This is a genomic window from Chryseobacterium lineare, assembly GCF_977014045.1.
In genome coordinates this window covers 2,829,679-2,855,799 of the sequence record NZ_CDRNIQ010000001.1, presented here as the reverse complement: position 1 = coordinate 2,855,799, position 26,121 = coordinate 2,829,679, and the positions used below count along the sequence as shown (strand labels likewise).

General features: G+C 36.5%; 22 protein-coding genes and 1 pseudogene. 15 read left to right on the top strand and 8 right to left on the bottom strand.

The genetic code is table 11. The features are described 5' to 3' along the window. Window positions 1-4: 4 nt before the first annotated feature. The 3 genes and pseudogenes from ACWNCI_RS12615 to ACWNCI_RS12605 form a co-directional block, all read left to right on the top strand. Window positions 5-3,580 carry a DUF6443 domain-containing protein gene (locus ACWNCI_RS12615; RefSeq protein WP_449388573.1) on the top strand — a complete coding sequence of 1,192 codons (3,576 nt, stop codon included), beginning with the start codon at window positions 5-7 and terminating at the stop codon, window positions 3,578-3,580. Continuing rightward, window positions 3,552-4,004, top strand: coding sequence for a hypothetical protein (locus ACWNCI_RS12610; RefSeq protein WP_449388572.1), 453 nt, complete (start codon window positions 3,552-3,554; stop codon window positions 4,002-4,004). Before ACWNCI_RS12615 ends, ACWNCI_RS12610 begins: the two co-directional genes overlap by 29 nt. A 122-nt stretch (window positions 4,005-4,126) precedes the next feature. Further along, window positions 4,127-4,300, top strand: a pseudogene (locus ACWNCI_RS12605) (RHS repeat-associated core domain-containing protein); the annotation flags it as partial. Window positions 4,301-4,328: 28 nt separating this feature from the next. Here the strand turns inward: ACWNCI_RS12605 and ACWNCI_RS12600 are convergent. Beyond that, window positions 4,329-5,419 (bottom strand): IS3 family transposase gene (locus ACWNCI_RS12600; RefSeq protein WP_449386732.1). Its coding sequence is split into 2 segments (ribosomal slippage): window positions 4,329-5,167 and window positions 5,167-5,419, totalling 1,092 coding nucleotides; the frame shifts between segments, so codons are not numbered across the junction. A 227-nt stretch (window positions 5,420-5,646) separates the two neighbouring features. On the opposite strand from ACWNCI_RS12600, the gene ACWNCI_RS12595 reads away from it, so the two are divergent. Then, window positions 5,647-7,404 carry a discoidin domain-containing protein gene (locus ACWNCI_RS12595; protein ID WP_449388571.1) on the top strand — a complete coding sequence of 586 codons (1,758 nt, stop codon included), beginning with the start codon at window positions 5,647-5,649 and terminating at the stop codon, window positions 7,402-7,404. Window positions 7,405-7,608: 204 nt separating this feature from the next. Here ACWNCI_RS12595 and ACWNCI_RS12590 read toward each other — a convergent pair whose 3' ends face one another. The 5 genes from ACWNCI_RS12590 to ACWNCI_RS12570 all read right to left on the bottom strand — a co-directional run bounded on the left by ACWNCI_RS12590 (window position 7,609) and on the right by ACWNCI_RS12570 (window position 14,684). Next, complete coding sequence (locus ACWNCI_RS12590; protein ID WP_449388570.1) at window positions 7,609-9,900, bottom strand: TonB-dependent receptor domain-containing protein; 2,292 nt, start codon at window positions 9,898-9,900, stop codon at window positions 7,609-7,611. 299 nt (window positions 9,901-10,199) lie between these two features. Continuing rightward, window positions 10,200-10,538, bottom strand: coding sequence for a DUF3817 domain-containing protein (locus ACWNCI_RS12585; RefSeq protein WP_346983974.1), 339 nt, complete (start codon window positions 10,536-10,538; stop codon window positions 10,200-10,202). Between the two features lie 93 nt (window positions 10,539-10,631). Then, entirely contained in the window at window positions 10,632-11,216 is a 585-nt protein-coding gene (gene nadD, locus ACWNCI_RS12580; RefSeq protein WP_449388569.1) for a nicotinate (nicotinamide) nucleotide adenylyltransferase, read from the bottom strand. A gap of 36 nt (window positions 11,217-11,252) precedes the next feature. Next, window positions 11,253-12,965 (bottom strand): single-stranded-DNA-specific exonuclease RecJ, encoded by a 1,713-nt coding sequence (gene recJ, locus ACWNCI_RS12575; protein WP_449388568.1) that lies wholly within the window; start codon window positions 12,963-12,965, stop codon window positions 11,253-11,255. A 96-nt stretch (window positions 12,966-13,061) separates the two neighbouring features. Then, window positions 13,062-14,684, bottom strand: coding sequence for an ABC-F family ATP-binding cassette domain-containing protein (locus ACWNCI_RS12570; RefSeq protein ID WP_346983977.1), 1,623 nt, complete (start codon window positions 14,682-14,684; stop codon window positions 13,062-13,064). A 116-nt stretch (window positions 14,685-14,800) separates the two neighbouring features. Between ACWNCI_RS12570 and smpB the strand changes: the two genes are divergently transcribed. The 6 genes from smpB to ACWNCI_RS12540 all read left to right on the top strand — a co-directional run bounded on the left by smpB (window position 14,801) and on the right by ACWNCI_RS12540 (window position 19,787). Beyond that, a complete protein-coding gene (gene smpB / locus ACWNCI_RS12565) occupies window positions 14,801-15,259 on the top strand; it encodes an SsrA-binding protein SmpB (RefSeq protein ID WP_076391926.1) in 459 nt (152 codons plus the stop codon). A gap of 77 nt (window positions 15,260-15,336) precedes the next feature. After that, window positions 15,337-16,830 (top strand): OmpA family protein, encoded by a 1,494-nt coding sequence (locus ACWNCI_RS12560; protein WP_449388567.1) that lies wholly within the window; start codon window positions 15,337-15,339, stop codon window positions 16,828-16,830. A 92-nt stretch (window positions 16,831-16,922) separates the two neighbouring features. Then, window positions 16,923-17,663 carry a YebC/PmpR family DNA-binding transcriptional regulator gene (locus ACWNCI_RS12555; protein WP_346983979.1) on the top strand — a complete coding sequence of 247 codons (741 nt, stop codon included), beginning with the start codon at window positions 16,923-16,925 and terminating at the stop codon, window positions 17,661-17,663. Window positions 17,664-17,720: 57 nt separating this feature from the next. Beyond that, complete coding sequence (locus tag ACWNCI_RS12550) at window positions 17,721-18,548, top strand: UDP-2,3-diacylglucosamine diphosphatase (RefSeq protein ID WP_346983980.1); 828 nt, start codon at window positions 17,721-17,723, stop codon at window positions 18,546-18,548. Continuing rightward, complete coding sequence (locus ACWNCI_RS12545) at window positions 18,545-19,516, top strand: glycosyltransferase family protein (RefSeq protein ID WP_449388566.1); 972 nt, start codon at window positions 18,545-18,547, stop codon at window positions 19,514-19,516. Before ACWNCI_RS12550 ends, ACWNCI_RS12545 begins: the two co-directional genes overlap by 4 nt. A gap of 91 nt (window positions 19,517-19,607) precedes the next feature. After that, window positions 19,608-19,787, top strand: coding sequence for a hypothetical protein (locus tag ACWNCI_RS12540; RefSeq protein ID WP_449388565.1), 180 nt, complete (start codon window positions 19,608-19,610; stop codon window positions 19,785-19,787). A gap of 65 nt (window positions 19,788-19,852) precedes the next feature. Here the strand turns inward: ACWNCI_RS12540 and ACWNCI_RS12535 are convergent, their stop codons facing one another. Together ACWNCI_RS12535 and ACWNCI_RS12530 are read right to left on the bottom strand one after the other, a co-directional pair. Then, on the bottom strand, window positions 19,853-20,143 hold the full coding sequence (locus ACWNCI_RS12535; protein ID WP_449388564.1) for a GNAT family N-acetyltransferase: 291 nt from the start codon (window positions 20,141-20,143) through the stop codon (window positions 19,853-19,855). Between the two features lie 134 nt (window positions 20,144-20,277). Beyond that, on the bottom strand, window positions 20,278-21,027 hold the full coding sequence (locus ACWNCI_RS12530; protein ID WP_449388563.1) for an RDD family protein: 750 nt from the start codon (window positions 21,025-21,027) through the stop codon (window positions 20,278-20,280). Between the two features lie 27 nt (window positions 21,028-21,054). Between ACWNCI_RS12530 and ACWNCI_RS12525 the strand changes: the two genes are divergently transcribed. From ACWNCI_RS12525 to ACWNCI_RS12505, 5 genes are all read left to right on the top strand, one after another. Continuing rightward, entirely contained in the window at window positions 21,055-22,038 is a 984-nt protein-coding gene (locus ACWNCI_RS12525) for a stage II sporulation protein M (protein ID WP_449388562.1), read from the top strand. After that, window positions 22,022-22,984, top strand: coding sequence for a DUF4013 domain-containing protein (locus ACWNCI_RS12520; protein WP_449388561.1), 963 nt, complete (start codon window positions 22,022-22,024; stop codon window positions 22,982-22,984). Before ACWNCI_RS12525 ends, ACWNCI_RS12520 begins: the two co-directional genes overlap by 17 nt. Next, complete coding sequence (locus ACWNCI_RS12515) at window positions 22,977-23,777, top strand: DUF4129 domain-containing protein (protein WP_449388560.1); 801 nt, start codon at window positions 22,977-22,979, stop codon at window positions 23,775-23,777. The genes ACWNCI_RS12520 and ACWNCI_RS12515 overlap by 8 nt, the downstream gene beginning before the upstream one ends. Window positions 23,778-23,784: 7 nt before the next feature. After that, window positions 23,785-24,936 carry a hypothetical protein gene (locus tag ACWNCI_RS12510; RefSeq protein ID WP_449388559.1) on the top strand — a complete coding sequence of 384 codons (1,152 nt, stop codon included), beginning with the start codon at window positions 23,785-23,787 and terminating at the stop codon, window positions 24,934-24,936. Between the two features lie 86 nt (window positions 24,937-25,022). Further along, window positions 25,023-26,054: an AAA family ATPase gene (locus ACWNCI_RS12505; protein WP_449388558.1), complete on the top strand. Its 1,032-nt coding sequence runs from the start codon at window positions 25,023-25,025 to the stop codon at window positions 26,052-26,054. Window positions 26,055-26,121: the final 67 nt, after the last annotated feature.

The following is a 26,121-nucleotide window of genomic DNA, read 5'->3' as shown; positions in this document are numbered from 1 at the left end:
ACCGATGAAAAAAATATTAATCCCCATAGGCGCTTTGCTGTTGTCCGGGTTTTCTCATGCCCAGAACCAATCAAGTACCACAGAAAATTACATTTACAGCAAAACGTATTTAGATTATAACGGAACCACTCCTACGAAAACCTCAGAAACCGTCCAGTATTTCGATGGTTTGGGAAGACCCAAGCAGGTAGTGAATGTCAAAGCTTCCCCGCAGGGCAAAGATGTAGTAACCTATATCGAATACGACGGCTTTGGAAGACAGGTAAAAGACTACCTTCCGGTACCCCAGCAAGGGACACAAAACGGAGCCATTTATACGTCACCTTTGAGTAATGCCACCCAGCCCAATCTTTACGGTTCGGAGAAAATCTTTGCAGAGAAAATCCTGGAAAACTCTCCGCTGGACAGGATTCTGCAACAGAAACAGGTAGGCACTGCCTGGAACGATAAACCTGTGCAGTTTGGCTACGATGCCAATACTGTTGAAGATGCGGTTAAAAAATACACTGTGGTAACCACCTGGGTAAATGGGGCTACCAGTTCACAGATCAGCCAGAGTACAAACTATCTGGCAGCTCAACTTTACAAAAACACGGTAACGGATGAAGATGGCAACCAGACCATTGAATTTAAGAATGGAGAAGGACAGGTTCTGTTAGTGAGGAAAATGCTTGGTGACACGGAAAAAGCCGACACCTATTACGTGTATAATGAATACAACCAGCTGGCTTTTGTCATTCCTCCTTTAGCCTCAAACACTACCACGCTATCACTCTCCGACTTAGAAAATCTCTGTTACCAATACAGATACGATGGCAGAGGTCGTCTGGTAGAAAAGAAGCTTCCCGGAAAAGGCTGGGAATATATGGTGTATGATAAACAGGACAGGCTGGTTCTTACTCGTGATACTGTGCTGGAAGGCCAGGGAAAATGGCTTTTCACGAAATACGATCAGTTTTCCAGACCTATCTATACCGGTATTTTGGACAGTCCGCCGGGCAGAGCCCAACAGGTAGTAGCCGTAGAAGGAGTAGGTTCTAATAATGAAATAAGAACAGCATCAAGTTTCAACAATACAGGAATGGATGTGTATTACACCACCAGTTCAGCCTATCCACAGACTAATTATGTTTTGTTGTCTGTCAATTATTACGACACTTATCCTGCTTACAGTTTTAACCCTTCTTTTCCGACAAACATTCTGGGAGAAGACACACTGACCGATACTCCAACGGCAGAAGGATTAAGTACTAAAAGCCTTCCGGTAATGAGCCTGGTGAAAAACATTGAGGACAATAACTGGACGAAAAACTACACCTACTACGACAAAAAAGGGCGAACCATCGGAAGTTACTCGATCAATCATTTAGGTGGAAGAACAAAAGTAGAATCCAGGCTTGATTTTGCGGGAGTGGCTCAGCAGAGCATCACCCGCCACAAACGATTGGATACCGATACCGACAAAGTCATTACCGAAAACTTCACCTATGATTCTCAGAACAGATTATTGACCCATACGCATCAGGTGGACAGTAATCCTGTGGAATATTTAGCGCAGAACACTTATAATGAACTGTCCCAGCTTTCCGGAAAGAAAGTCGGGGGAGTATCTCCATCAACGCCACTTCAGGACATCAGCTATAGCTATAATATCAGAGGATGGATGACCAAGATCAACGATCCGGTAAATCTTAATGGAAAATTATTTGGATATGAAATAAAATACAACAATCCGGAAAATGCAAATATTACTCCCGGAAGATTTAATGGAAATATTGCGGAGATCGACTGGAATAATGGTTCTGAAAATCTTTTAAAAAGATACGACTATACCTATGATAAAATCAACAGGCTAACCAATGCTTTCTATAAAGAGCCAAGCACCGGGATCAGTGGTAACTTTGATGAGTATCTAACGTATGATCTAAATGGAAATATCTCAAACCTGAAACGCTATGCCCCGCAGGTCTATTCTCCTACAGCAACAAAGGTGGATGATCTTGATTATCAATACACAGGAAACCGTCTTGATAAAATCACTGAGAATGCATTAAATGATACCGGCTATGAGGGAGGAAATAATCTTATTGATTATAATCTGAATGGAAGCATGATTACTATGAAGGACAAAGGAATTCAGGGGATTACTTACAATCATTTAAATTTACCTGATTCTTATTCCATTACTCAAGCGAATCCCTTTAGCGGAACTTCTACGAGTTTCGGCTTAGACTATTTGTACAGGGCAGATGGAACTAAAGTCCGCAAAACGTATAGCAGTGGCGGGAGCAAAGCAAATCCTACGATTACTACTAACATTACGGATTATCTGGATGGTTTTCAATATAGTTATTCAGAGGTTACCCAGTGTCTCTGGTGCCGGACGAGTGTGGCTTATGAAAAAGAAGCTTTTAAAGGTCCAATCATTGTTGATCCGATCACTCCGGGTACATTAACGCCGACATGGAAGCTTGATTTTGTACCGACCGCAGAAGGGTTTTACAGTTTCACGGAAAACCGCTATATTTACCAGTACAGAGATCATTTGGGAAATGCCAGGGTGAGCTATGCTAAAAACAGCAGTGGCGCACTGGAAATAAAGGATACAAACAATTATTACGCTTTTGGAATGAATCATATCGCAGGTAGTTTTGGAACGTCTAACTTAGGAGGGTTGTATTCTTACAAATACAATGGTAAAGAGCTACAAGAAACGGGGATGTATGATTATGGGGCGAGATTCTATATGCCGGATATTGGACGATGGGGTGTGGTGGATCCGCTGGCAGAGAAGATGAGAAGATGGTCACCTTATACTTATGCATTTGATAATCCAATCAGATTTATTGATCCGGATGGAATGGCTCCTACAGATGATCATTTTAACAAATATGGACGATATATTGGTACAGATAATAAAAAAACTAATAATGTTATTGTACATATCAATAGTACAGCAACAAAATTGTCTCAATTAAAAGGTAATACAGGAGCTTTAAAAGTATCAGCTTTAGATTATAACAGTCGAGGAACAATAAAAGCCGTATCAAATATTTTATCACATTATGGAAATGAAAAAGGGATATCTGGACAAGTTCTCGTTAAAAAGTTGGGTCAAAATACGCTTGGTCATTACGATCCATCTTCAAAAAACATTTTCTTCAATAGTATAAAACTTGATAATGGAACATTTAACAATGCTTATAATATTAGATCCGTGCTTGATCATGAAGGAGGAAGCCTTGGACATAAAAATGAAAAAATAACGGGAGCTTATACTTTCGAGAAACATTCTGAAGTATATTTAAATCAAGCTATAAATTCAGACTTTGGAAAAACTTCAATGGATTTTAGATTCGGACAAGCTGGTTCATTTGTCAATCATGTATTGAATGCTAATAACAAAGAAGCTTCTTATGGTAAGGATTTTAATAATCTTTTAGAACGGTTTAATAACGAAAACTCTGGTGGTGTTAATGTTTCCGTTAGCACAGCAGGTAATGGTGCAACAATAACAACAACTATAGGTAATATTACAAGAACTACTAACTATGAAGATCTTAAGACCCCTGAAAATTAATTTACTTTTAACGTTATTACTTCTTTCGTGCCAAGGCGAAAAAAAAGAAGAATTAATATCACTCTTTTCTGGAAAACAAGGAAAGAAATGGAATTATTATTCCATTGATGGACAGCATGACTTTTATCCGTATAGAGTATATGAATTTTTTCCTAATGGTAATGAATATCAATACATCAATGTAAGATCAACAGGAAAGCTTGAGAAAATTCCAAAAGATGATTTATATAACCCTGAGAAATGGTATATAATAAATGATTCGATTGTAAGTATTGAATCCCAAAAAAATCTTACTACAGGATATTTTATTAAGCAAAATAGAAAGATTCTTTATAAAAGTCAAGATTCTATTATTTTACAGGCAACTAAAAAAGAAGAATATAAAGGTATTATAATTCTAACAAGATATAAAGATAAAAAGTAATTCTTCGGTTGGCGAGATTATAATTTGTTTCCAATTAAAAAAAATCGATTACAGTCGATATAAAGAATTTAGAAAAGAATAATTATTAGAGAAAGAGTTCGGTATTATGCCGGACTCTTTCCAACAATTATTACGCTTTTGGAATGAACCATATCGCAGGTAGTTTTGGAACGTCTAACTTAGGAGGGTTGTATTCTTATAAGTATAATGGTAAAGAGCTACAGCTGGAGACTGGAATGTATAATTATGGGGCGAGATTCTATATGCCGGATATTGGAAGATGGGGTGTTGTGGATCTGTAAGCTACCCAATTTTGTGACCATTCTAAATGATAGATTCTTTCATTTTTTGTTTATATTTTTTAGGGCTTATATTTCCTAATGCTTCGTGCGGTCTGTTGTAATTATATTCTATCCACCACTGATTTGCTTTTTCTTCGGCATCCTGTAGATTTTTAAAGACATACATATTGAGAAGCTCATTTCTACAGCTTTTATTCAGTCTTTCAATAAGGCTGTTTTGTGTAGGTTTCCCTGGTTGTATATAATGGATCTCTATTTTATTTTCCTGAGCCCATAGCTGAAGATTTTTAGATATAAACTCAGGGCCATTGTCAACTCTTATGCGTTTAGGCTTACGCCCTTGTTGTTTTAACTGTTCTAAAACTCTCACTACTCTTGCAGAACAGATACTTGTATCAATTTCCATAGACAGTAATTCCCGGTTATAATCATCAGCAATATTTAATATTCTGAATCTTCTCCCGTCATATAAACTGTCGCTCATAAAATCCATACTCCAACATTCATCAGGCTCCAGAGGAATATTGATGTTTTCTTTGATTCTGGTGGGAAGTCTTTTTCTTACCCTTCTGCGAATGCTCATTTTTAAGGCCACATAAACCCTATGAACCCGTTTATGATTCCAAATATATCCCAAATTCCTAAGTTTATGATATAGCTTCCAAAAACCATAACCTGGATGCTCTTGCGAAAGTCTGGTCAGAGCATCAATTAATTCATCGTCGTTCTTTCTGCTTTTGTACCGATAGCTGCGCCTGCTGATACCAATTGTTAAACAACTTTTCCTCTCACTGAAATTATATTTCTCCCGGATAAAGTTGACAATTTCACGCCGTCCAGAAGGCTTTACCACTTTTTTGACAGAACATCTTTTAAAGCTTCAATCTCTAAACATCTTTCTGCATAAAGTTTTTTAAGTTTAGAATTTTCGGATTCCAGATCCCGCATCTTTTGAATATCCGAACTTTCCATCCCAGAATATTTACTCTTCCAACGATAAAATGTACCTTGTGTAATACCATGAGTACGGCATATTTCTATCACACTCTTCCCAAGTTCTTGTTCTTTCAAAATTCCAAAAACCTGACTCTCTGAATACTTACTCTTTTTCATATTTAAATTTAAAGTTTTTTAAAGCAAAAACTCTATCTTTAAATGGATACATTTTCAGGGAAGTTTACATTTGAGCTTGCTTTTTTATTCATTTGTTTAAATCAAGTTAAATTATCGAGAAGATTCTAACTAAATTTACAACAAGGCCACTACAAAAAATTCCACCACTCAATTAAAGAACCCAAAAAACTTACCTATTTTTGTTTTTAAAGTTAAAACGTATGAAAATGCAGAAGTATCTTCTTTCATTAATGTTTTTGTTGGCAATATTCAGTATGAACGCTCAGCAGAAGACATTTTGTAACCCAATCAATATTGATTACGGATATACACCGTTCGAGGTTTTTTCAAAACAGGGAAAACACCGTGCCACAGCTGATCCGGTGATTGTTAATTTTAAAAATAAACTGTTCCTTTTCTCTACTAATCAGGAAGGATACTGGTACAGCGACGATATGCTCGACTGGAAATTCGTGAAAAGGAAATTCCTGAGAGATAACAAATATATTCACGACCTGAATGCGCCGGCCGTTTGGGCGATGAAGGACACTTTGTATGTTTTCGGATCAACGTGGGAACAGGATTTCCCAATCTGGAAAAGTACCAATCCTGCAAAAGACGACTGGAAAATTGCCGTTGACACCCTGAAAGTCGGAGCCTGGGATCCTGCTTTTCATTATGATGAAGACAAAAATAAGCTGTATCTGTATTGGGGTTCCAGTAACGAGTGGCCACTGTTAGGAACGGAAGTAAAAGTGAATACCCTGCAGTCGGAAGGTTTTGTAAAGCCGATTGTAAGATTGAAGCCTGAAGATCACGGCTGGGAAAGATTCGGGGAATACAATGACAATGTTTTCCTTCAACCTTTTGTAGAAGGAGCGTGGATGACCAAGCATAACGGTAAATATTATATGCAGTATGGAGCGCCGGCAACTGAATTCAGCGGTTATTCAGATGGAGTATATGTGAGTGACAAACCATTGGAAGGCTTCGAGTATCAGCAGCACAATCCTTTTTCGTATAAGCCGGGAGGCTTTGCCAGAGGAGCGGGACACGGTGCCACTTTTGAGGACAACTATAAAAACTGGTGGCATATTTCCACGATATTTATTTCCACTAAAAATAATTTTGAAAGACGGCTGGGAATCTGGCCTGCAGGATTTGATAAGGATGATGTGATGTACTGTAACACGGCGTACGGAGATTATCCGACCTATCTTCCGCAGTATGCCCAGGGAAAGGATTTTTCGAAAGGACTTTTTGCCGGATGGATGTTGTTGAATTATAATAAACCGGTTCAGGTTTCGTCAACATTAGGAGGTTACCATTCAAATTATGCGGTGGATGAAGATATTAAAACATATTGGAGTGCCAAAACAGGAAATTCGGGAGAATGGTTTCAGACGGATTTAGGAGAGGTTTCCACCATTAATGCCATTCAGATCAATTATGCTGATCAGGATGTTGAGTTTATGGGTAAAACGCAGGGTAAAATGCATCAGTATAAGATTTACGGCTCCAATGATGGTAAGAAATGGAATGTAATTGTAGATAAAAGCAAAAATACAAAAGATGTTCCTCATGATTATGTAGAACTGGAAAAACCTGCCAAAGCAAGATACCTGAAAATGGAAAATCTGAAAATGCCGACCGGAAAATTTGCGTTAAGCGGTTTCAGGGTATTCGGAAAAGGAGCAGGGGCAGTGCCGGGAAAAGTTCAGAATTTTGTTCCGTTGAGATCTGATCCTAAAAAATATGGCGAAAGAAGAAGCATCTGGATGAAGTGGCAACAAAACTCTGATGCCGACGGATATGTAATTTACTGGGGCAAATCTCCTGAGAAATTGTACGGAAGCATCATGGTGTACGGCAAAAATGAATATTTCTTCACCGGAGCCGACAGAACGGATGCCTATTATTTCCAGATCGAAGCATTCAATGCGAACGGAGTTTCGGAACGATCGGAAGTTTTTAAATCAGAATAAAATAGTAAACGCTTTGAAATTTTTCAGAGCGTTTATTTTTTGTCAATATTTTTTAGAAATTCATCTGTTTTTTGGATTAAAAATTCTGCGTTGGAATCTTTTTCCCAGCCGAGATGATCGCCATTAAATTCGTAATAAATATAAAAACTCACCGGAAAACCGATGAGTTACCACAAAAAATAATCTATATGAAGAATGATTGATTTATCTTGTTCTGTTTTTGATAGCATCAGAAGCACTTTCAATATCTCTTACTTTTTTCACTTTCTGATTTCCGAAGTTATAGGTAAGGCTTACAGTTATACTTCTTCTGTACTGATCGTTTCTGATATAATTGTAATTTCCATTAGCCTGATAATCTTCGATTTCTACAACGTTTGTTCTTAGTACATCATTTACATTCACGGCAAACGTCCAGTCGTTCCAGTTTTTCTTGATGCTGAGGTCAAGACTCATCAGGTTTTTCAGCATTCCAAGTTCGATCTGTTGTTTGTCAACATAGAAATAATTTACTCCCAGGAACCATGTTTTCTTCTTGTCTAAACGGATGGTATTGTTACTCGTGATGATAAGGCTGGTTGATTTCACATTATTTCTATATACTAATGGATTTCCGTCTTTATTTACAAAAGTATCTCCCGTTGTAGGATCCTGGGCTAGCGTGCCGTTGTTGATATTGTGCTGTACCCCTGCGTTGAAATTCAAAGTTAAATACTGTTTAAATAAAGATTTTTGAACACCCAGCATGGCAGACATTTCCTGCTTGTCACCAAAATTGGTTCTGATGTATCGTAATACATTCTGAGACCCGATCTGACCGTCCACTGATTTTACGTAACCCTGCAATGGTACCTGTGTAATCTGATCTTTAACATAGGTATGATTCACGATCAGGAAATACGAATTTTTATACATATAGGTAAGTTCCTGGTTATACGTTGAAGATGCCTTTACAAATGGATTGTTCTGAGTGTAGTTGAAATCGGTAATGTAATTTCTTACCGGATTCAACTCCCAGAAGCTTGGTCTGCGCATTCTGCTTGAGAAAGAATAAGAAATATTGTTTTTATCGTTGATCGCATAGTTAAAGCTTAAATAAGGAAGCAGGTTGTTATAGTTTCTTTCGATTTCCTGATGAGACGGTTTGTCATTGCGCCAACCATCTGCCGTGCCCAGACTGTTAGTAATTTCATATCTTGCTCCCACTTTCCCGGAAAATTTATCTGAGAATTTCTTTTCAAGAGTCAGATAAGCTCCATAAATATTTTCGTCGTAGATAAAGTGATTGAAATCAGGATCTGGCTGCACATTAGGAATGTGTTCTCCCTGTTCATTTACAAAAAGATAGGTGTTGTTCTGAGTATCATTGTCCGTTTTTGTTTTATTAAAATTTCCTCCTATGGAAAACGTAAAATCATTTTTAAACTTTTGAATGTAATCCACTGTTCCTGAAAAGTTATTGATGATCTGCGGAATATTCTGAGTGATGGTCTTACCTGTTGTAATCTCATCCTGATTATCATAAACGAGCGTATTGTTATTTGAAAACTGAAACCTCTTATAGTTCAGATAAGCAGCATTTGCATTGAATTTACTGCCTAAAGAATCAAGTTTTATTTCATAATTTAAATTAACAGAATTATTATAGTTTCTGGCATCTTCCTTATTTTTCGTCCAGCTGTGAGTAGTGGTCATTACTCCTGCATTATTTGGTTGTATAAGGGTATTGTATAAATCAATTGTGGAATTATAGCTTTTATTGGCCCAGGAGTTCCATGATAATGCAAGATTGCTCTTTTCATTCAGTTGATAATCAATATTTAAATACCCTCCAAGGTTTTTATTCGGATCATCAATGTTTCCTACAGATTCATTCTGCATTTTATCCGTCCCATTTCTAAGTATATACGATTGTGGATTGATATTTTCTCCACCACTAAGATTGGCATTGATTCCCAGCTTGTCTTTTCTGTAATTCACTGAGAAACTTGCATTGCTCGCATTATATTTATTTTGAGTATTAGACATTCTCATGTTTCCACTTGTGCCGTCGCTCATTTTTTTCTTTAGAATGATGTTAATAATCCCGTCGGAAGATTCTACCTGGTATTCACTGCCCGGTACGGTAATCACTTCAATTTTCTGGATATTTTCAGCAGGGGTGTTTTTCAGGAATTGTGTTAAAGATTCCGCATCCATATTTGTTTTTCTGCCATTGATGTAGATAAGAGCGTTATTCTTTCCTACAATTTTCAATGTTTTATCGTCAGTAGTCGACAAAAGGGGAGTTTGTTTCAAAAGATCAAACGTTGTATTTCCTTTGGCTACCGGAGAAGCTGCAACATCATACACAAAACGGTCGCTTTGTTTTTTGAAAACCTGTTTGGTTAAAGTCACTTCTTCAATACTTTTTGTTTTTAAAGTGTCCTGTTTTTTTTCCTGAGCGAAAGTAAGCCCACTGAAAAATATAGCTGCAATAAGAATGGTCGTTTTCATGTTTTATTTTTTTTGAGAGTTTAATAGCTTGTATTTGTTATTATTTAACATTGCAAAGATATATAATAAATTAAGTATCTTGCAATACAAAGTACTTAAAATGTTTTTAAATATTATTTAACTGGTTGATTTTCAGTAAATAAAATTTTAAATAAAATTTTAGCCTATACTGTCTTTGTTATTTAAATAGACAATTCTGGTCAGAATTCTGTTACATCTTAACCTAAAAAAAATAAAACTTCTGAAAAGTTTTTTAAAATAAAGGACAAAAAAAGGATCTGAAAAAGATCCTGTATATTTTATTCTCTGTCGAAACGTGCGAGTTTTTTATCAATCCAGATTGTAGCGAAAGGGAAGAAGGCTGCAATCAGCGAAAAGACGCTGTCTTCATCGTCCCAGACAAATATTTTTCTGATCGCTGGCAGGAACAAAAGATAAAGTGTAAAAAACAAACCGTGAATACTGCCAATCGTACTGATATAGACAATAGGGAAGATGTCTTCAGGATTGGTACGGATCCAGATCATCGCCGTAAAAAGGAAGAACCAGGAAACCGCTTCTGCCAGGCAAATGTTCTTGAACCATCTGATCACTTTTTCCTGTGGATATTTTGAGAATAATTTTTCTAAGAAATTCATAATTGTTAATTGATCATTAGAGATAATTCAGAACTAAGACTAAGAAAATTTCCAGTATCCAATTCCATTCATCCGCCTTACACGTCTACAAATTTACTTATAAAAACTGCTTCCGTCCAAATACTCAAAAACTTCCGGCGGCAGCATAGGTCTTACATTTTTTCCGGTTTTGATCATATTCCGGATTTCCGTTGCAGACAGCTCAATAACAGGTGCTTTTATCAAAGAAATATTTTCGTGCTGCAGGTATTCTGAATCTTTTCTATCTCCTTCAAAAACCCTTGGATATACAATAATGTGGTGATTTTTAACCAAAGTTTCAGCATTTTTCCATTTATGAAAATTTTTAAGATTATCTTCTCCCATGATTAAACTGAAAGAATGATCCGGGTATTTTTCATGAAGATAAGTTAATGTTTCGATGGTATAACTTGGCTGAGGTAAAGAAAATTCGACATTGGAAGCGCGCATTTTCGGATAATTTTTCACTGCGAGCTGCACCATATCAAGACGGTTATGATCTTTCAGCAAAGATTTCTTCTCTTTAAAAGGATTTTGCGGACTTACCACAAACCACAATTCATCCATATCCGAATGTTCCAGAATGTAATTGGCAAGGATCAAATGCCCGATATGAATAGGATTGAATGAACCGAAAAAAAGTCCGATTTTTTTCATTTAAGCTGGTGGATAAATAAAATTTCCTGTATAGTATTAATCTCTAAATTTAACATCTTTAATATTCAGATAGTGGGTCACATTTCCCTTCCAATGATTTTCTTCCAGTGTAAAAACCAGATCGAAGCTTTTCGTTCTGAAATCATCTGCAAACTGACCAAGTTTGAACCCTACACATTCAATATTTCTTCCGGTAGACTCCTGTCTGATATAAAACTTCAGGTGATTATTATCTTTTCCCATAGTCTTAATATATCCTGAAAGCTTTTGGTTGGTGAGCGCCAGGATCGGCTTCATATTGTGTGGCCCGAATGGCCCCAGTTTCCGGTGGAAATTAATAAATTCCCGGTTGATCTCATCAATCTGAATTTCAGAATCAATGGTAATTGAAGGTTCTTTTTGATGCTCTTTGATTTTCTCGGAAACCACTCTTTCAAATTTTTCCTTAAAGGCATCAAATTTATCTTTTTCCATCGACAGTCCTGCTGCTGCGTGATGTCCTCCGAACTTTAAAAAGTACTCGGAACACATATCGAGCGCTTCATGAACATCAAAATCCGAAACGGATCTCGCCGAAGCAACCATTTCTCCATTATTTCCGTCGGTAAAAACCAAAGTTGGTTTGTAATAAGTTTCAATCAGTCTTGAAGCCACAATTCCGATCACTCCTTTGTTCCATTCCGGATGATAAACAATTGTTGTGTATTTTGTTTCCTGCTGAGATTCAATGATTTGGTTTAAAGCTGAAAGGGTAGAGTTCATATCAAGTTCTCTTCTTTCATCATTAAGATTCATGATGTCGCTTACAATCTGATGGGCATGCTTCAGATTATCGGAAACCATTAATTCAACGGCGGCTTTTCCATGGGAAATTCTTCCGGCAGCATTGATCTTTGGAGCGATTTCGAAAACAATATTTGAAATTTCAAAATGGGAAAGTTTATCTTCAGGAATGAGTAATCTTAGTCCTAAATTCCGTGTTTTACGGAGTATTTTAAGTCCCATTTTAGCCAAAACCCTGTTTTCGCCGGTCATGGATACAATATCGGCCGCAATGGAAATGGCCAGAAGATCCGTAAGTTCAAATAGTTCCGCTTCGGGGAGTTTGTAGATCGTATTTAAACCCTGACAAAGTTTAAATCCTACTCCGCATCCGGAAAGTTCTTTGAAGGGATAACGGCAATCGCTTCTCTTCGGATCAAGTACTGCAACTGCATTTGGAATTTCTTCACCGGGTAAATGGTGATCGCAAATGATAAAATCAATTCCCAGGCTTTGGGCATAATTAATCATATCCAATGCCTTGATTCCGCAATCCAGGGCAATAATTAAAGAAAATCCGTTTTCTTTGGCAAAATCAATTCCCTCTGTGGAAATTCCGTACCCTTCAGAATTTCTGTCGGGAATATAAAAATCAAGATATTTTTTCTGTACAATTTTGCTGAGATACAGATACATCAGCGCGACGGCTGTAGTTCCGTCTACGTCGTAATCTCCATACACCAGTATTTTTTCTCCGTTTTCAATGGCGTTTGCAATGCGCTCTACCGCTTTCTGCATATCTGCCATCAGGAAAGGATTGTGAATGTCGGTAAGGTTCGGTTTAAAAAATTCTCTGGCCTTTTGATAATTGTCAATTCCTCTAAGAACGAGGAGTTTAGATTCAAAAGTTCCAAAACCAAGAGACGAACTTAATCCATCCACAATTTCTTCATCGGGTTCAGGCTTGTAAATCCATTTTTGACTCATTTCACAAAAATAGGGAAATATATTTTAAAAGGAAAGTTTATTGTTTGGGCTAAATGTTAAAAAAAACCGCTCAGTGGATGAACGGTTTCTAAATATTTAAGAATACATTTTTTCTCTTAATTCTTTTACCTTTTTATCGGCAAGATATTCGTCGTAAGTCATTTCTCTGTCGATGATTCCCTGCGGAGTCAACTCAATGATTCTGTTACAGACTGTGGAAAGCATTTCGTGGTCATGAGAAGACAATAGAATGTTTCCTTTGAAATTAGACAATGAGTTGTTCAAAGTCGTGATACTTTCAAGGTCTAAGTGGTTGGTCGGTTCATCCAGCAAAAGAATGTTTGCTTTCTGAAGCATCATTCGGCTGAACATACATCTCATTTTTTCGCCTCCGGAAAGTACTTTACAAGATTTTAAGGCTTCATCACCTGAAAAAAGCATTCTTCCTAAAAATCCTCTTACGAATTCTTCATGGCGCTCTTCATCATTTTTGGTGAATTGTCTCAACCAGTCAACCAAGCTTAAATCTTCCTGAAAGAAATTGGTGTTGTCTAAAGGCATATGAGACTGTGTTGTGGTAACTCCCCAGGCAACAGTTCCCTTGTCTGCTTCAGTATTTCCTGCTAGAATTTCAAAAAATTCTGTAATGGCTAATGAGTTTTTAGACAATACCGCAACTTTGTCTCCTTTTTTAAGATTTAAATCGATATTTGAGAACAATAATTCGCCATCTTTCGTTTTTTCTAAACCTTTAACATCTAAAATCTGATCTCCCGCCTCTCTTTCCATTTCGAAAATGATTGCCGGGTATCTTCTTGAAGATGGTTTAATATCATCGATGTTTAATTTATCGATCATTTTCTTTCTCGCCGTTGCCTGCTTGGCTTTAGCAACGTTTGAGCTGAATCTCGCAATGAAGTCCTGAAGTTCTTTTTTCTTCTCTTCCGCTTTTTTATTAGCCTGGGCTCTTTGTCTTGTTGCTAATTGTGACGCTTGGTACCAGAAAGTATAGTTACCTGTATAAAGGTTTAACTTAGCATAATCAAGGTCACCGATATGTGTACATACTGTGTCTAAGAAGTGACGGTCGTGAGATACAACGATTACTGTGTTTTCATAATCTGCAAGGAAATCCTCGAGCCATGAAATTGTATCGATGTCAAGGTCATTCGTAGGTTCATCCAGAATCAACACATCAGGATTTCCGAAAAGCGCCTGGGCCAAAAGAACTTTTACTTTGTCCTTGTTTTCAAGCTCGCTCATCATCTGCCAGTGCATATCATCTTTAATACCGACGTTTGAAAGCATTGTCTGCGCATCAGATTCGGCAGTCCAGCCACCCATTTCGTCGTAGATTACACCTAGTTCTCCTGCTTTAATTCCGTCTTCGTCAGAGAAGTCTTCTTTCGCATAAAGCGCGTCCATCTCTTCTTTTATCTCGAATAATTTCTTGTTACCTCTCAAAACCGCTTCTAGCACCGTATATTGGTCATAAGCAAAGTGATCCTGCTCCAGAACCGACATTCTTTTCCCAGGTTCCAAAGATACGTGTCCTGTTGTTGGGTCTTGTTTTCCTGTCAATATTTTAAGGAATGTAGACTTTCCTGCACCATTTGCTCCGATAATCCCGTAGCAGTTTCCTTTCGTAAACATAATGTTTACCTCGTCAAAAAGAACTCTTTTCCCGAATTGTAAAGATAAGTTAGATACTGTTAACATATAGTTTTGTAAATTTGGCGCAAAAATACGAAAAGAATTTGGGTATTTCGTAATAATGTAATATTCAAGTTTTTAATGTGGGGTATTTTTTATATATTTAAAAAGAAATTTTTAAGATGAAGATCGAAAAGACAGTTAATATATTTAACAGAAGAGCCAGATTCGAGTACGAAATTCTGGAAGAATATGAGGCAGGAATGGTGCTTACAGGTACGGAAATAAAATCTTTGCGTTCTTCCAAGGCTTCCATCGCAGAATCGTTCTGCCAGTTTATTGATGGGGAACTGTACATTATTAACATGATGATTGATGAGTATAAATTGGGTACATTTTACAACCATAAAACAAAAAGGGAACGGAAATTGCTGTTGCACAAAAAAGAACTTCAGAAACTCGAGAAGAAATTAAAGGATGCAGGAAACACAATTATACCTTTAAAATTATATATTAACGACAGAGGAAAAGCAAAGGTGCTGATTGCTCTTGGAAGAGGGAAAAAACTCTTTGATAAAAGGGAGAGCATTAAAGATAGAGAAAATAAAAGAAACCTCGACAGAATATTAAAGAAAAGTTAAAAATCATCGGAAAAACTTTGTATATAAAGAAAAATTATATTTATTTTGCATTATCAATTATTTAATCATTTAATTCTATGAAAAATCTAAAATTAGGAATTTCAGCATTGGCGCTTACTGTCGCTTCTACTGTGTTCGCTCAGACTACCAACAATCCGTGGTTAATCGGAGTTGGTGCTCACGCGGAAAACCATATGGCACAGAGAGGTAACTTCAGTAATACGTTCTCTGCTAATAATTTGACGAAGACAATGTTCAACATGAACAACTTCTCTATTACTCCTCCATTATCTAAGCTTACTGTTGCTAGAAACATAGGTAAAGGTTTAGTAATCGATTGGCAAACTACTGTAGGTAACGTTGAAAACAAGAGATTTAACATGGGTAAAGAATTCATGTTAATGACAGGTCTTGGTTTCCAGGCAAAAGCTGCAGGTCTTTTATGGGATGAAGAATCTTGGTTCGATCCGTATTTAAGAGTTGGTGCCAACTACCTTAGACATGACTATACGTCTCTTACTTTCCCTAGAACTGATGCTAACGGTGAGATGATCAGTAATGGAGAAAATGGTAATGAAAATGGTAAAGCAAATTTCTTTACTGTTGCTACAGGTGCTGGTGTTAACTTTTGGGTAACTAAAAACTTCGGTTTAGGAGTTCAGGGAGATTACGTTTCTACACCTGGAGATAAGTCTAATGTTGCAAACTTCTGGCAAGCTTCTGCTTCATTAAACTTCAGATTCGGTAACAGAGACAGAGATAAGGACGGTATCCTAGATAAAGACGATTTGTGTCCTGATACACCAGGTTTACCAGAATTTCAGGGATGTCCTGATACTGACGGTGACGGAGTTCCAGATAAAGACGATCAATGTCCAGATGTGGCAGGTCCGGTTGAAAACAACGGATGCCCTTGGCCAGATACTGATGGTGACGGTGTAATCGATAAAGATGATGCTTGTCCTACAGTTGCAGGTCCTGCAGAAAATAACGGATGTCCTTGGCCAGATACTGACGGCGATGGAATCTTAGATAAAGATGATGCTTGTCCTACAGTTCCAGGTCTTCCAGAATACAACGGATGTCCTAAACCTAAAACTGTAACAGCTAAAGATGTTGAAACTAAATTAGGAAGTGTATTCTTCGATTTCAACAAAGCAACTATTAAAGCTGAATCTAAACCAGCTCTAGATGAAGCTGCTGAAATCATTAAGAAAGATGGAGGTAACTATCTACTAGAAGGTAGAACAGATGCTAAAGGATCTGAAGCTTACAACTTGAAATTATCTAGAGAAAGAGCTGCTGCTGTAGTTGCTGCTTTAGATGCAAGAGGTGTAGATGCTAATGCTCTTAAATCTATCGGTGTTGGTAAAGCTAAAGCTACTATCCCTGCTACCGCTTCTGATGCAGAAAGACAAGTAGACAGAAAAGTAGTTGTAACTGCCATTGAAGATGCTGCTCAGTGGGAATCTCTTAAGAAAAGAGACTACGAAGATCCAGCTCCAGTAAAAGTTAAAAAAGCTGCTGCTAAAAAAACTACTAAGAAAAAAGTAGTTAAAAAGAAAAAATAATTAAATTTTTCTAAATATAAATACCTCCAGTCTTCTGGGGGTATTTTTTTTTGTTGACTTTTAAGTAATTTTGTTAAAAATTTAAAAATAAAATGGGAAGAGCGTTTGAATATAGAAAAGCTTCTAAAATGGCCAGATGGGATAAGATGGCCAAAACTTTCTCTAAAATAGGAAAGGATATTGCGCTGGCAGTAAAAGCGGGAGGATCAGATCCTGAAGCCAATCCTGCATTGAGGAGATGTATCCAGAATGCAAAAGGAGCCAACATGCCAAAAGATAATGTTGAAAGAGCTATTAAGAAAGCAAGCGGTGCAGATGCAGAAAACTACGAAGAAATTACTTACGAAGGATATGGACAAGGCGGAGTTGCTTTTTTTGTTGAATGTACAACAAATAATCCTACAAGAACTGTTGCCAACGTAAGAGCTGTTTTTAATAAGTTTGACGGTAACCTTGGTAAAAATGGTGAACTCGCATTTATATTCGATAGAAAAGGTATTTTTACCATCGATTTAGCCCAAATCAAAATGGATTGGGATGATTTTGAAATGGAAATGATTGACGGAGGTGCGGAAGATGTGGAAAAAGATGAGGAAGAAGTAATGATTACAACGGCTTTTGAAGATTTCGGTTCTTTATCTCACAAACTGGACGAGTTAGGAATTGAAGCGAAAAGCGCAGAACTTCAAAGAATTCCGAATAATACAAAAGAAGTGAATGAAGAGCAGTTTAAAGCTAATATGAAAATGCTTGAGCGTTTCGAAGATGATGATGACGTACAAAACGTTTATCACAACATGGAAATTACAGAAGAGATGATGGAAACGCTGTAAAAAATAATATAACATTCATATACAGTTAATTTTCAATTAGTTTCTTTGCATAAGATTATGAAAAGAAACGTTGAATTAGTTGTCATATCGGATGTTCATTTGGGAACTTATGGATGTAAGGCTAAAGAGTTACTGAGATATCTTAATTCTGTTCAGCCTGAAACTTTAGTCTTGAACGGTGATATCATTGATATCTGGCAATTCAAAAAGTCTTACTTTCCTAAGCCTCATCTGAAGGTGATCAGGAAGATCCTTTCATTGGCGACAAAAAATACCGATGTGTACTACATCACCGGAAACCATGACGAGATGTTCCGGAAGTTTACCGACTTCGAATTGGGTAAGCTGAAAGTCTGCAACAAAATCTGCTTAGATATTAACGATAAAAAAACATGGATTTTCCATGGTGACGTTTTCGATGCATCTGTTCAGCATTCAAAATGGATTGCCAAACTCGGCGGAAAAGGATATGATCTTTTAATTGTTATCAATAATGTTGTAAATTGGTTTCTGGAGAAAATGGGTAGGGAAAAATATTCGTTTTCAAAAAAGATTAAAAATAATGTGAAAAAAGCCGTAAAATATATCGGTGATTTTGAACTTACCGCTTCTGAACTGGCTATCGACAATCATTATGACTATGTAATTTGTGGACACATCCATCAGCCACAAATCCGTGAAGTAGTTAATAAAAAAGGTTCCTGTACTTATCTGAATTCAGGAGACTGGATCGAAAATCTTTCCGCTCTGGAATATCATGATAAAGAATGGAAAATCTTTTATTATGAAGATCACAAACATTTGCTGAAAGACGACACAACAGATGAAATCAAAGATATTGACAGCGAGGAGCTTTTAAAAATAGTAACCAATTTTACGAAATGAAAATCCTGTATGCATTTCAGGGAACAGGAAATGGTCATGTAGCGCGAGCACAGGAAATTGTTCCCCTTTTAAAAAAATATGCTTCAGTCGAGACTTTGATAAGTGGTCACCAGTCACAATTAAAGGCCGATTTTGATGTTAATTATCAACATAAAGGTATTTCCTTACTCTATAATAAAGCAGGCGGCTTATCCTATCGGAAAACATTTACGGATAATAGTTTTATTGAAGCAATTAAGACCATTAATGAAATTGAGCTTTCAAAATATGATCTGATCATTAATGATTACGAACCACTTACCGGCTGGGCATGTAAAATGAGAAAATACCCGATGATTGAACTGAGTCACCAAGCTTCCATGCTATTCAAAGAAACTCCTAAGCCGGAAAAGAGAGACTTTTTTGGAGAATTGGTGCTGAAATATTATGTTCCCAGTAAAAAAAGAATTGGTTTTCATTTTGAAAGTTATCATCCGCAGATCAAAAAGCCTGTTATCAGAAGAAAAATCAGAAATCTAAATCCAAACAAAAAAGGTTTTTACCTGGTATATCTTCCAAGTTTTTCGGATGAAAATATCATTAAAGTTTTAAAGCAAATTCCTATTGAGTGGAAAGTTTTTTCCAAATATTCGAAACTTCAGTTTAAAGAAGATAATGTTGAGATTTTTCCTATTGACGAAATTCAATATCTAAAAAGCTTTGAAAACTGCGAAGGGATTCTTTGTAACGCAGGTTTTGAAAGTCCTGCGGAAGCACTATTTATGGATAAAAAGCTGTTTGTCATTCCGATCCATAACCAGTATGAGCAGGAATGTAATGCCTGTGCTTTAGATAAAATGGGAATTCCGAATTCTAAGATTTTAGATAAAACAGAAATTGAAAATTGGGTAAATTCTGATCTTTATTTTCATGTAGATTATCCTGACGACATTGAAAGCATACTATTGAATGAGGTCTTGCATTTTTAGTTATCTCTTAAGGGTTTGATATTGTAAAAGATAAATAACTATCTTTACGTTATTGAAAGCCAATATTTTATTACCACCAAAAAATTATTAAATGAAAAAATCAGGAATCGAAAAATTTAAGGCTCTGTCTAAAAATGAATTGAAAAATCTGTATGCAGGAGATAAAAATTCTCCATGTGTGATCTCATGTTGTGATCCAAAGCTGCCACCGTGCGGATTTGTGAATTGTAATGGCGTACAATGTCCTAGAATACCAACTGTTCCGAAATAAATCGTATTAAATCAAAAAAGACCGCTAAAAACGGTCTTTGTTAATCTATAGGGAATTAAATATTCTTATTTATTCAAAAAAATATCATCAACATCATTCATTCTCGTCATCACAGATCTGGCGTAAGAGCAGTGAGGATAAACTTTCCAGTTGTTTTCTCTTGCGAATTTTATGGCTTCTTCTACGAGATATTTTCCCATTCCGCGACCTTCAAATTCAGGATGAACCAATACAAATGAAATAATTAATTTATTTTCTTCGGGAAAAATCGTGTACGTTAACCTGCCTACTTCTTTAATTTCATTATTTAAAGTAATGACTCCTCCGTTTCCTGATTTATTATTTTCAAATTTCATATCATAAGTTTTAATGACCATAAAACTACAAAAACCACACCGAGATGGTGAATTGTCAATTCGTTTTCGTTCGTCAATTTAAGATTGAATTAATTCACTATTCATTGGCAAAGCCCAATAGATAATTGACTCAATTAATTATCTTTCCCGGTATAATAATTATAATCTTTAATAATAACGCCTATAAACTGTCTTTCTGTCATTTTGGTAGGGTCGACTTCCAGTTTCAGGATGCTTTTGATTTTATCTGACAGTTTATTGATGATTTGCCGGTCATCTACTCTTAAAGCTTTTAAATAATTATCTTTTATGATTCTCATATCATTATCACTCAGTGCGATAACCTGAGGGAATGTCGGGATATAATCTTCTTTAATATTTTCCAGAATAGTGTGAGAAATATTGATTTTATTCTTTAAAGAAATGACCGCCGTTCCTGATGCAATATCTCCCAAACGTTGGTTGTTTTTAGAAACAATCATAGAAACCAGGGCAACTACTCCCGCAAAAGAGGTGTCAATGATTCTGAAAACCCAGCGAATGAGATAATCTCCGAATCCAGCCTGATAACCGTCGATCTTTACCACCCGGATTTTCATTACTTTCTTTCCCGGAGTCTGCCCTTCCATAAGGCTTTCAAGAACGACCGGATAAACGAATATAGGGAAAAGAAGGATAATATAGATGGCCATTATCGACCATTGATCCATACCGGAAAACAGATAACCAAGGTCGAGTATATTGAAAAAAGTATAAAGCACAGCAATTCCGTATGCTATTTTTATCATCAGATCAATAATAAACGCAACGATCCGGTCTCCAACACTGGCAATGTTGAAATTAATATTTACATTTTGTGAAGTATTAATCGCAATTTGAGACATAATTTTTATTATTTTAGCCTTACAGTTATGAGAGAAGTTTATTTTATTAAACAAAATAAAGAAAAATGGTTGGGAATCGAACAGGTTATCCAGGGGAAAATTAAAAAAAATCCTGATGACCTGTCATCGCTGTACATTAATCTTATCAATGACCTTTCTTTTGCACAGACCTATTACCCGAAAAGTAACACGACAGTCTACCTGAATCATCTGTCTTCACAGATCTTTCAGAAAATTTACAAAACAAAAAGGGTTGAGGAAAACCGCCTTCTGTATTTCTTCAAAACTGAGGTTCCGTTGCTGGTTTATCAGTATAGAAGATATCTTGGATATGCCTTTTTGTTTTTTACACTATTTACGCTTATCGGGGTGCTTTCGGCGATCTATGATAAAGATTTCGCCAATGTTATTTTAGGAGAAGGATACGTTAATCAGACGATTGAAAATATAAAATCAGGAAATGCGGTCGGCATATACCAAAGTGGTTCGACCTGGGGAAGTACGATCGGAATTATATTCAACAATATCGGAGTTGGAGCCAAACTTTATATTTATGGAATTTTCGGCGGTGTGGGTACGTTATGGGCGCTTTTATCAAACAGTGTGATGCTCGGCTCTTTCCAATACTTTTTTTATGATTACGGAGCATTGCAGGACAGCGCGAGAGGGATCTGGCTTCATGGCGTTTTCGAAATATTTTCCATGGTAGTAGAAGCGATGTGCGGATTGATCCTGGGAGCATCTATTTTATTTCCGCGTACGTTTTCAAGGTTTAATTCTTTTAAGTACGGATTTAAAGATTCATTTAAAATATTCTTAAGTACAGTGCCATTTACCATTTGTGCCGGAATTATCGAAGGATATGTCACAAGACACGCATTGAAAATGCCTTTGTTTTTAAACTTAATCATTATCTTCGGATCTTTGTTCGTAATAGGATTTTACTATTGCATATATCCTTCTATTGTCAACAGAAAAATTAATACCCAAATCCATGATGCAGTTATATAAAAAGAGAGATTTTGGAACTTTCATAACAGATAGTTTCGCATTTTTCAAATTATACGGAAAGAATTACTTTAAAAATTTTTTACTTCTCAACGGCTTGCTGTTGATTCTTATGGTCATTGTCATAGTCTTCGGTTACAAGGAGTTTTTCGGAGTTATTTTCGGGTCTAATATCAGCGGGCAAAGCTATTATTTTGAACAGTTCTTCAATGATAATCTCGGAGTATTTATTATTTCCGGAATAGTACTGTTTATACTTTCTACAGCACTGATCACTATCAATTTCCTATTTCCGGTTTTCTACATGAGAAGAATTGCCGAAGGGGAAATCAATATTAAAGCAGATGACATTTTAAGTGATTTCAAGTCAAACAGGAAAAAAGTTATCGCAACCTATTTCGGATTGACTTTCCTGGTGCTGCCGGGCGCAACCATTATTTTCGGAATTTCATACATCCTTATTTTCATTATCATAGGGCTTGCGCTGATGCTTTTTGTCGGGCCTACGTTATTCAATATTATTACATTTCTCTGCTATGATTATTTTAATGGCAAGAGAGGCTTTTTTGAATCACTGAGTTATGCTGTACGTTCACAATTTTCATATATGAACGGCAGAGAAAAATCTCCATACTGGAAATATTGGGGAGGGACACTTATCATGGCAATTTTGTTTTATATCGTAAGTATATTTTTCTCTTCAATTCCGATGATTCTGTTCTTTATAAAACTTTCTACCACTGCTCCTGATGCACAATTTGAGAATAATCCGTTTGTGGGAAGTTTCGGAATGTTATTTTTTATTCTATACGGGATTTCTTCAATTGTTTCAACTTTGCTGATGAACGTTCTGTATATCAATTCTGGATTAATGTATTACGACAGCCGTACAGACCTTCATCAAAAAGTGGAACTGGCAGAAATAGATACCATCGGAATTAATGAATAAGTTTTTTTTAATTTTACTGATTCTTATCTCTGCAGGCCCTATTAATGCGCAGACACAGGACGATCCGCCGCCACCGGTCGCGGAAGTTTATATCGATTCTCTGAATACGGGACACTACAAAAATATGTACCGCGCAGATTCTGTCCTGCTGCAAAAGCCCGTTACTGAAAATACACTTTACCCTAAAAAATTTAAAGACAATATTCAGTCGAGATACAAAGGGAAAGATTTTGACTATACGACAGTAAAACCGCGATTGTCTTTGTGGCAAAAGCTCATGGCAAAGATTGCAAAAATCCTGAACAGCATTTTTGGTGAAACTGTGTTCACAAAGTCCGGCGATATTGCTGGAATTCTCGTGCGTTTATTTGCGATCATCCTGGTCGGTTTTCTGCTTTATTTTATCATTAAATATCTTATCGGAAAAGATGGAAACTTCCTGTTTGGAAAGAAAAATAGAAAGGTAAATATCAAAGACGAGGAGCTTCATGAAAACATCCATGAAATCAATTTTCCTGAGAGCATCCTGAAATTTGAAAAATCCGGAGATTTCCGTTCTGCGGTGCGGTACCAGTTTTTGTTTGTATTAAAAAAATTAAGCGATAAAAAACTGATTATCTGGAATCCCGAAAAAACCAATAAAGATTATGTTGCAGAATTGAAATCTGCGCCTCTCAAGGACGAATTTTTTAATCTGTCATACATTTTTGATTATGTATGGTACGGAGAATTCAGTATTTCTGAGGAAAGCTATCAGAAATTTAAAAACCAGTATCAATCCTTTAAACCGTAACTTTATCATGAAAAAAACTTTCAAAATATATGCTGTGATTTTCATCGTTGTGATGATTATTCTGGCGTTGTTTGAAGTGAACAAAACGGAAAGTACGGACTGGAGAAAAAATTTCGATATCAATCAGAAGTCGCCTTTCGGTTTGTTTGTTTTTAACAGGGAAATCAATACGCTTTTTAAAAATAAGGTTAAAAAAATAGAACAGACACCCTACGATTATTATCAGTCTGAAAAGGAAATCCATAACATTCTTGTCATAGAAGAAGAAATCGACAAGCAGTCATGGAATAAAATTCTCGATGAAGTTTCAAAAGGATCTGACGCAATGCTGATTGTGAGTGAAATGCCGAAAGACATTTCAGACAGCATAGGCTTTTATGATTCACAGATTTCTTTTGAAGACGAAAATGTTTTAAAGCTTACGGATAAAACGTATCAGAATGATTTTATTCATCTCGATAAATTTCCGTCAGGAAGAGGTTTTACCTATATAAAAAAAGGGGTTGAGGTGTTAGGTAAAACGGTTGAGAAGAATAATTCCGATCAGGCCAATTTTATTAAAATTACATTCGGAAAAGGAAACATTTATGTTCATTGCGAGCCGCTTTTTGTCACGAATTATTATCTTTTAAAACGCGGAAACGTAAAATATACACAGGATGTTTTTTCATACCTGAAAGACCGGGAAACCGTATGGTTTGTAGAAAGTGATGCGAAAGTTTCACAGTTTTTCCTGAGGTTTATCCTATCTCATCCGGCCCTGAAATATGCATGGTGGATATTGCTGGGTGGGCTTGTGCTATTTATTTTCTTTAATGCGAAAAGGAAACAGCGTATTGTACCAATCATAGAACCCTTAAAAAATACGTCCGTCGACTTTGTGAAAAGTATTGGTAATCTGTATCTTCAGGAAGGTGATTTTCATGATATGATGGCCAAAAAAGCTCAGTATTTTCTGAATAAAGTGAGAATGGATCTTCTGATTGATACCCAGCATCTGGACGAAGAATTTGCAAAAAAGCTTCATCTAAAAACAGGAAAACCGGTTGAAATGATCGCCGAAGCTCTGAATCTGATCAAAAAAGCACAGGATCCTTACGCGCAGGTGATGAAAGAAGATCTTGCAAAAATGAATAAATTGCTGGACGAAATAATTTAAAAAATATAACAATCTAAAAATATAACAATGTAACAATTCTCTTGATTGATAAATTGGTACATCGGTAAATTGTTAAATTATATTATATGGAAAACTTTGAAAACCCAAATATAGAAGATCAGTCTTCTATACATCTTGATAAAAAAGAAGATCAGTTTCAGTCGAGAATTGATATGATTGAGCTTCGTACAAGTCTTGATAAGGTAAAATCTGAAATTGCCAAAGTGATTGTAGGGCAGGAGAGTATGGTAGATCATCTTCTGGCTGCACTCCTGTCAAACGGACATGTCCTTATTGAAGGCGTTCCGGGAGTGGCAAAGACGATTACTGCAAAATTGCTGGCCAAAACTATTGATGTAGGCTTCAGCAGAATTCAGTTTACGCCGGATCTTATGCCTTCCGATATTTTGGGAACTTCTGTTTTCAACGTAAAAAATTCTGAATTTGAATTTAAGAAAGGTCCTATTTTCTCAAGCTTTATCTTAATTGATGAGATCAACAGGTCTCCTGCAAAAACGCAGGCTGCATTATTCGAGGTAATGGAGGAAAGACAAATTACGATGGATGGTACACGTTACACGATGGATGAGCCTTTCCTGGTTGTTGCTACCCAAAACCCAATTGAACACGAAGGGACGTACAGGCTTCCGGAAGCTCAGCTGGATCGTTTTCTGTTTAAAATAAACGTTGGTTACCCTGATCTGGCACAGGAAATTTCGATTATTAAAAATCAGCACGAAAGCAGGAATGAAGATAAAACAGAGGTTGTGAACCGTGTAATCACTGCGCAGCAATTGAAGAATTATCAGCAGCTTGTAAAAGAAATCATTGTAGAGGCCCAGTTGATGGAATATATTGCCAAGATCATTGTCAATACCAGGGAGAACCAATTCCTGTATCTCGGAGCTTCTCCGCGGGCGAGTCTTGCGTTATTAACCGCTTCTAAAGCTTTTGCTGCATTAAGAGGAAGAGATTTTGTAACTCCTGAAGATATTAAAGAAGCAAGCTACGCCGTATTAAGACACCGAGTGATCGTGTCGCCGGAAAGGGAAATGGAAGGTCTTACCGCCGATGAAATTATCAGACAGATTTTAGAAGGAATAGAAATTCCAAGATAAAAATTGGCTGTTGGCTCAGAGTTGTCGGTTGACAGTTTTAAGCTTACGGCATATTGCTTACAGCATA

Bases quoted from the DNA above. Each gene is read 5' to 3' on its own strand.
- ACWNCI_RS12555 (WP_346983979.1), top strand. From the start codon at position 16,923: ATGGGAAGAGCGTTTGAATATAGAAAAGCTTCTAAAATGGCCAGATGG.
- ACWNCI_RS12570 (WP_346983977.1), bottom strand. From the start codon at position 14,684: ATGTTAACAGTATCTAACTTATCTTTACAATTCGGGAAAAGAGTTCTT.
- smpB (WP_076391926.1), top strand. From the start codon at position 14,801: ATGAAGATCGAAAAGACAGTTAATATATTTAACAGAAGAGCCAGATTC.
- ACWNCI_RS12525 (WP_449388562.1), top strand. From the start codon at position 21,055: ATGAGAGAAGTTTATTTTATTAAACAAAATAAAGAAAAATGGTTGGGA.
- ACWNCI_RS12615 (WP_449388573.1), top strand. From the start codon at position 5: ATGAAAAAAATATTAATCCCCATAGGCGCTTTGCTGTTGTCCGGGTTT.
- ACWNCI_RS12590 (WP_449388570.1), bottom strand. From the start codon at position 9,900: ATGAAAACGACCATTCTTATTGCAGCTATATTTTTCAGTGGGCTTACT.
- ACWNCI_RS12545 (WP_449388566.1), top strand. From the start codon at position 18,545: ATGAAAATCCTGTATGCATTTCAGGGAACAGGAAATGGTCATGTAGCG.
- ACWNCI_RS12505 (WP_449388558.1), top strand. From the start codon at position 25,023: ATGGAAAACTTTGAAAACCCAAATATAGAAGATCAGTCTTCTATACAT.
- ACWNCI_RS12540 (WP_449388565.1), top strand. From the start codon at position 19,608: ATGAAAAAATCAGGAATCGAAAAATTTAAGGCTCTGTCTAAAAATGAA.
- ACWNCI_RS12530 (WP_449388563.1), bottom strand. From the start codon at position 21,027: ATGTCTCAAATTGCGATTAATACTTCACAAAATGTAAATATTAATTTC.
- ACWNCI_RS12515 (WP_449388560.1), top strand. From the start codon at position 22,977: ATGAATAAGTTTTTTTTAATTTTACTGATTCTTATCTCTGCAGGCCCT.
- ACWNCI_RS12550 (WP_346983980.1), top strand. From the start codon at position 17,721: ATGAAAAGAAACGTTGAATTAGTTGTCATATCGGATGTTCATTTGGGA.
- ACWNCI_RS12610 (WP_449388572.1), top strand. From the start codon at position 3,552: ATGAAGATCTTAAGACCCCTGAAAATTAATTTACTTTTAACGTTATTA.
- recJ (WP_449388568.1), bottom strand. From the start codon at position 12,965: ATGAGTCAAAAATGGATTTACAAGCCTGAACCCGATGAAGAAATTGTG.
- ACWNCI_RS12510 (WP_449388559.1), top strand. From the start codon at position 23,785: ATGAAAAAAACTTTCAAAATATATGCTGTGATTTTCATCGTTGTGATG.
- ACWNCI_RS12535 (WP_449388564.1), bottom strand. From the start codon at position 20,143: ATGAAATTTGAAAATAATAAATCAGGAAACGGAGGAGTCATTACTTTA.
- ACWNCI_RS12595 (WP_449388571.1), top strand. From the start codon at position 5,647: ATGCAGAAGTATCTTCTTTCATTAATGTTTTTGTTGGCAATATTCAGT.
- nadD (WP_449388569.1), bottom strand. From the start codon at position 11,216: ATGAAAAAAATCGGACTTTTTTTCGGTTCATTCAATCCTATTCATATC.
- ACWNCI_RS12520 (WP_449388561.1), top strand. From the start codon at position 22,022: ATGATGCAGTTATATAAAAAGAGAGATTTTGGAACTTTCATAACAGAT.
- ACWNCI_RS12560 (WP_449388567.1), top strand. From the start codon at position 15,337: ATGAAAAATCTAAAATTAGGAATTTCAGCATTGGCGCTTACTGTCGCT.
- ACWNCI_RS12585 (WP_346983974.1), bottom strand. From the start codon at position 10,538: ATGAATTTCTTAGAAAAATTATTCTCAAAATATCCACAGGAAAAAGTG.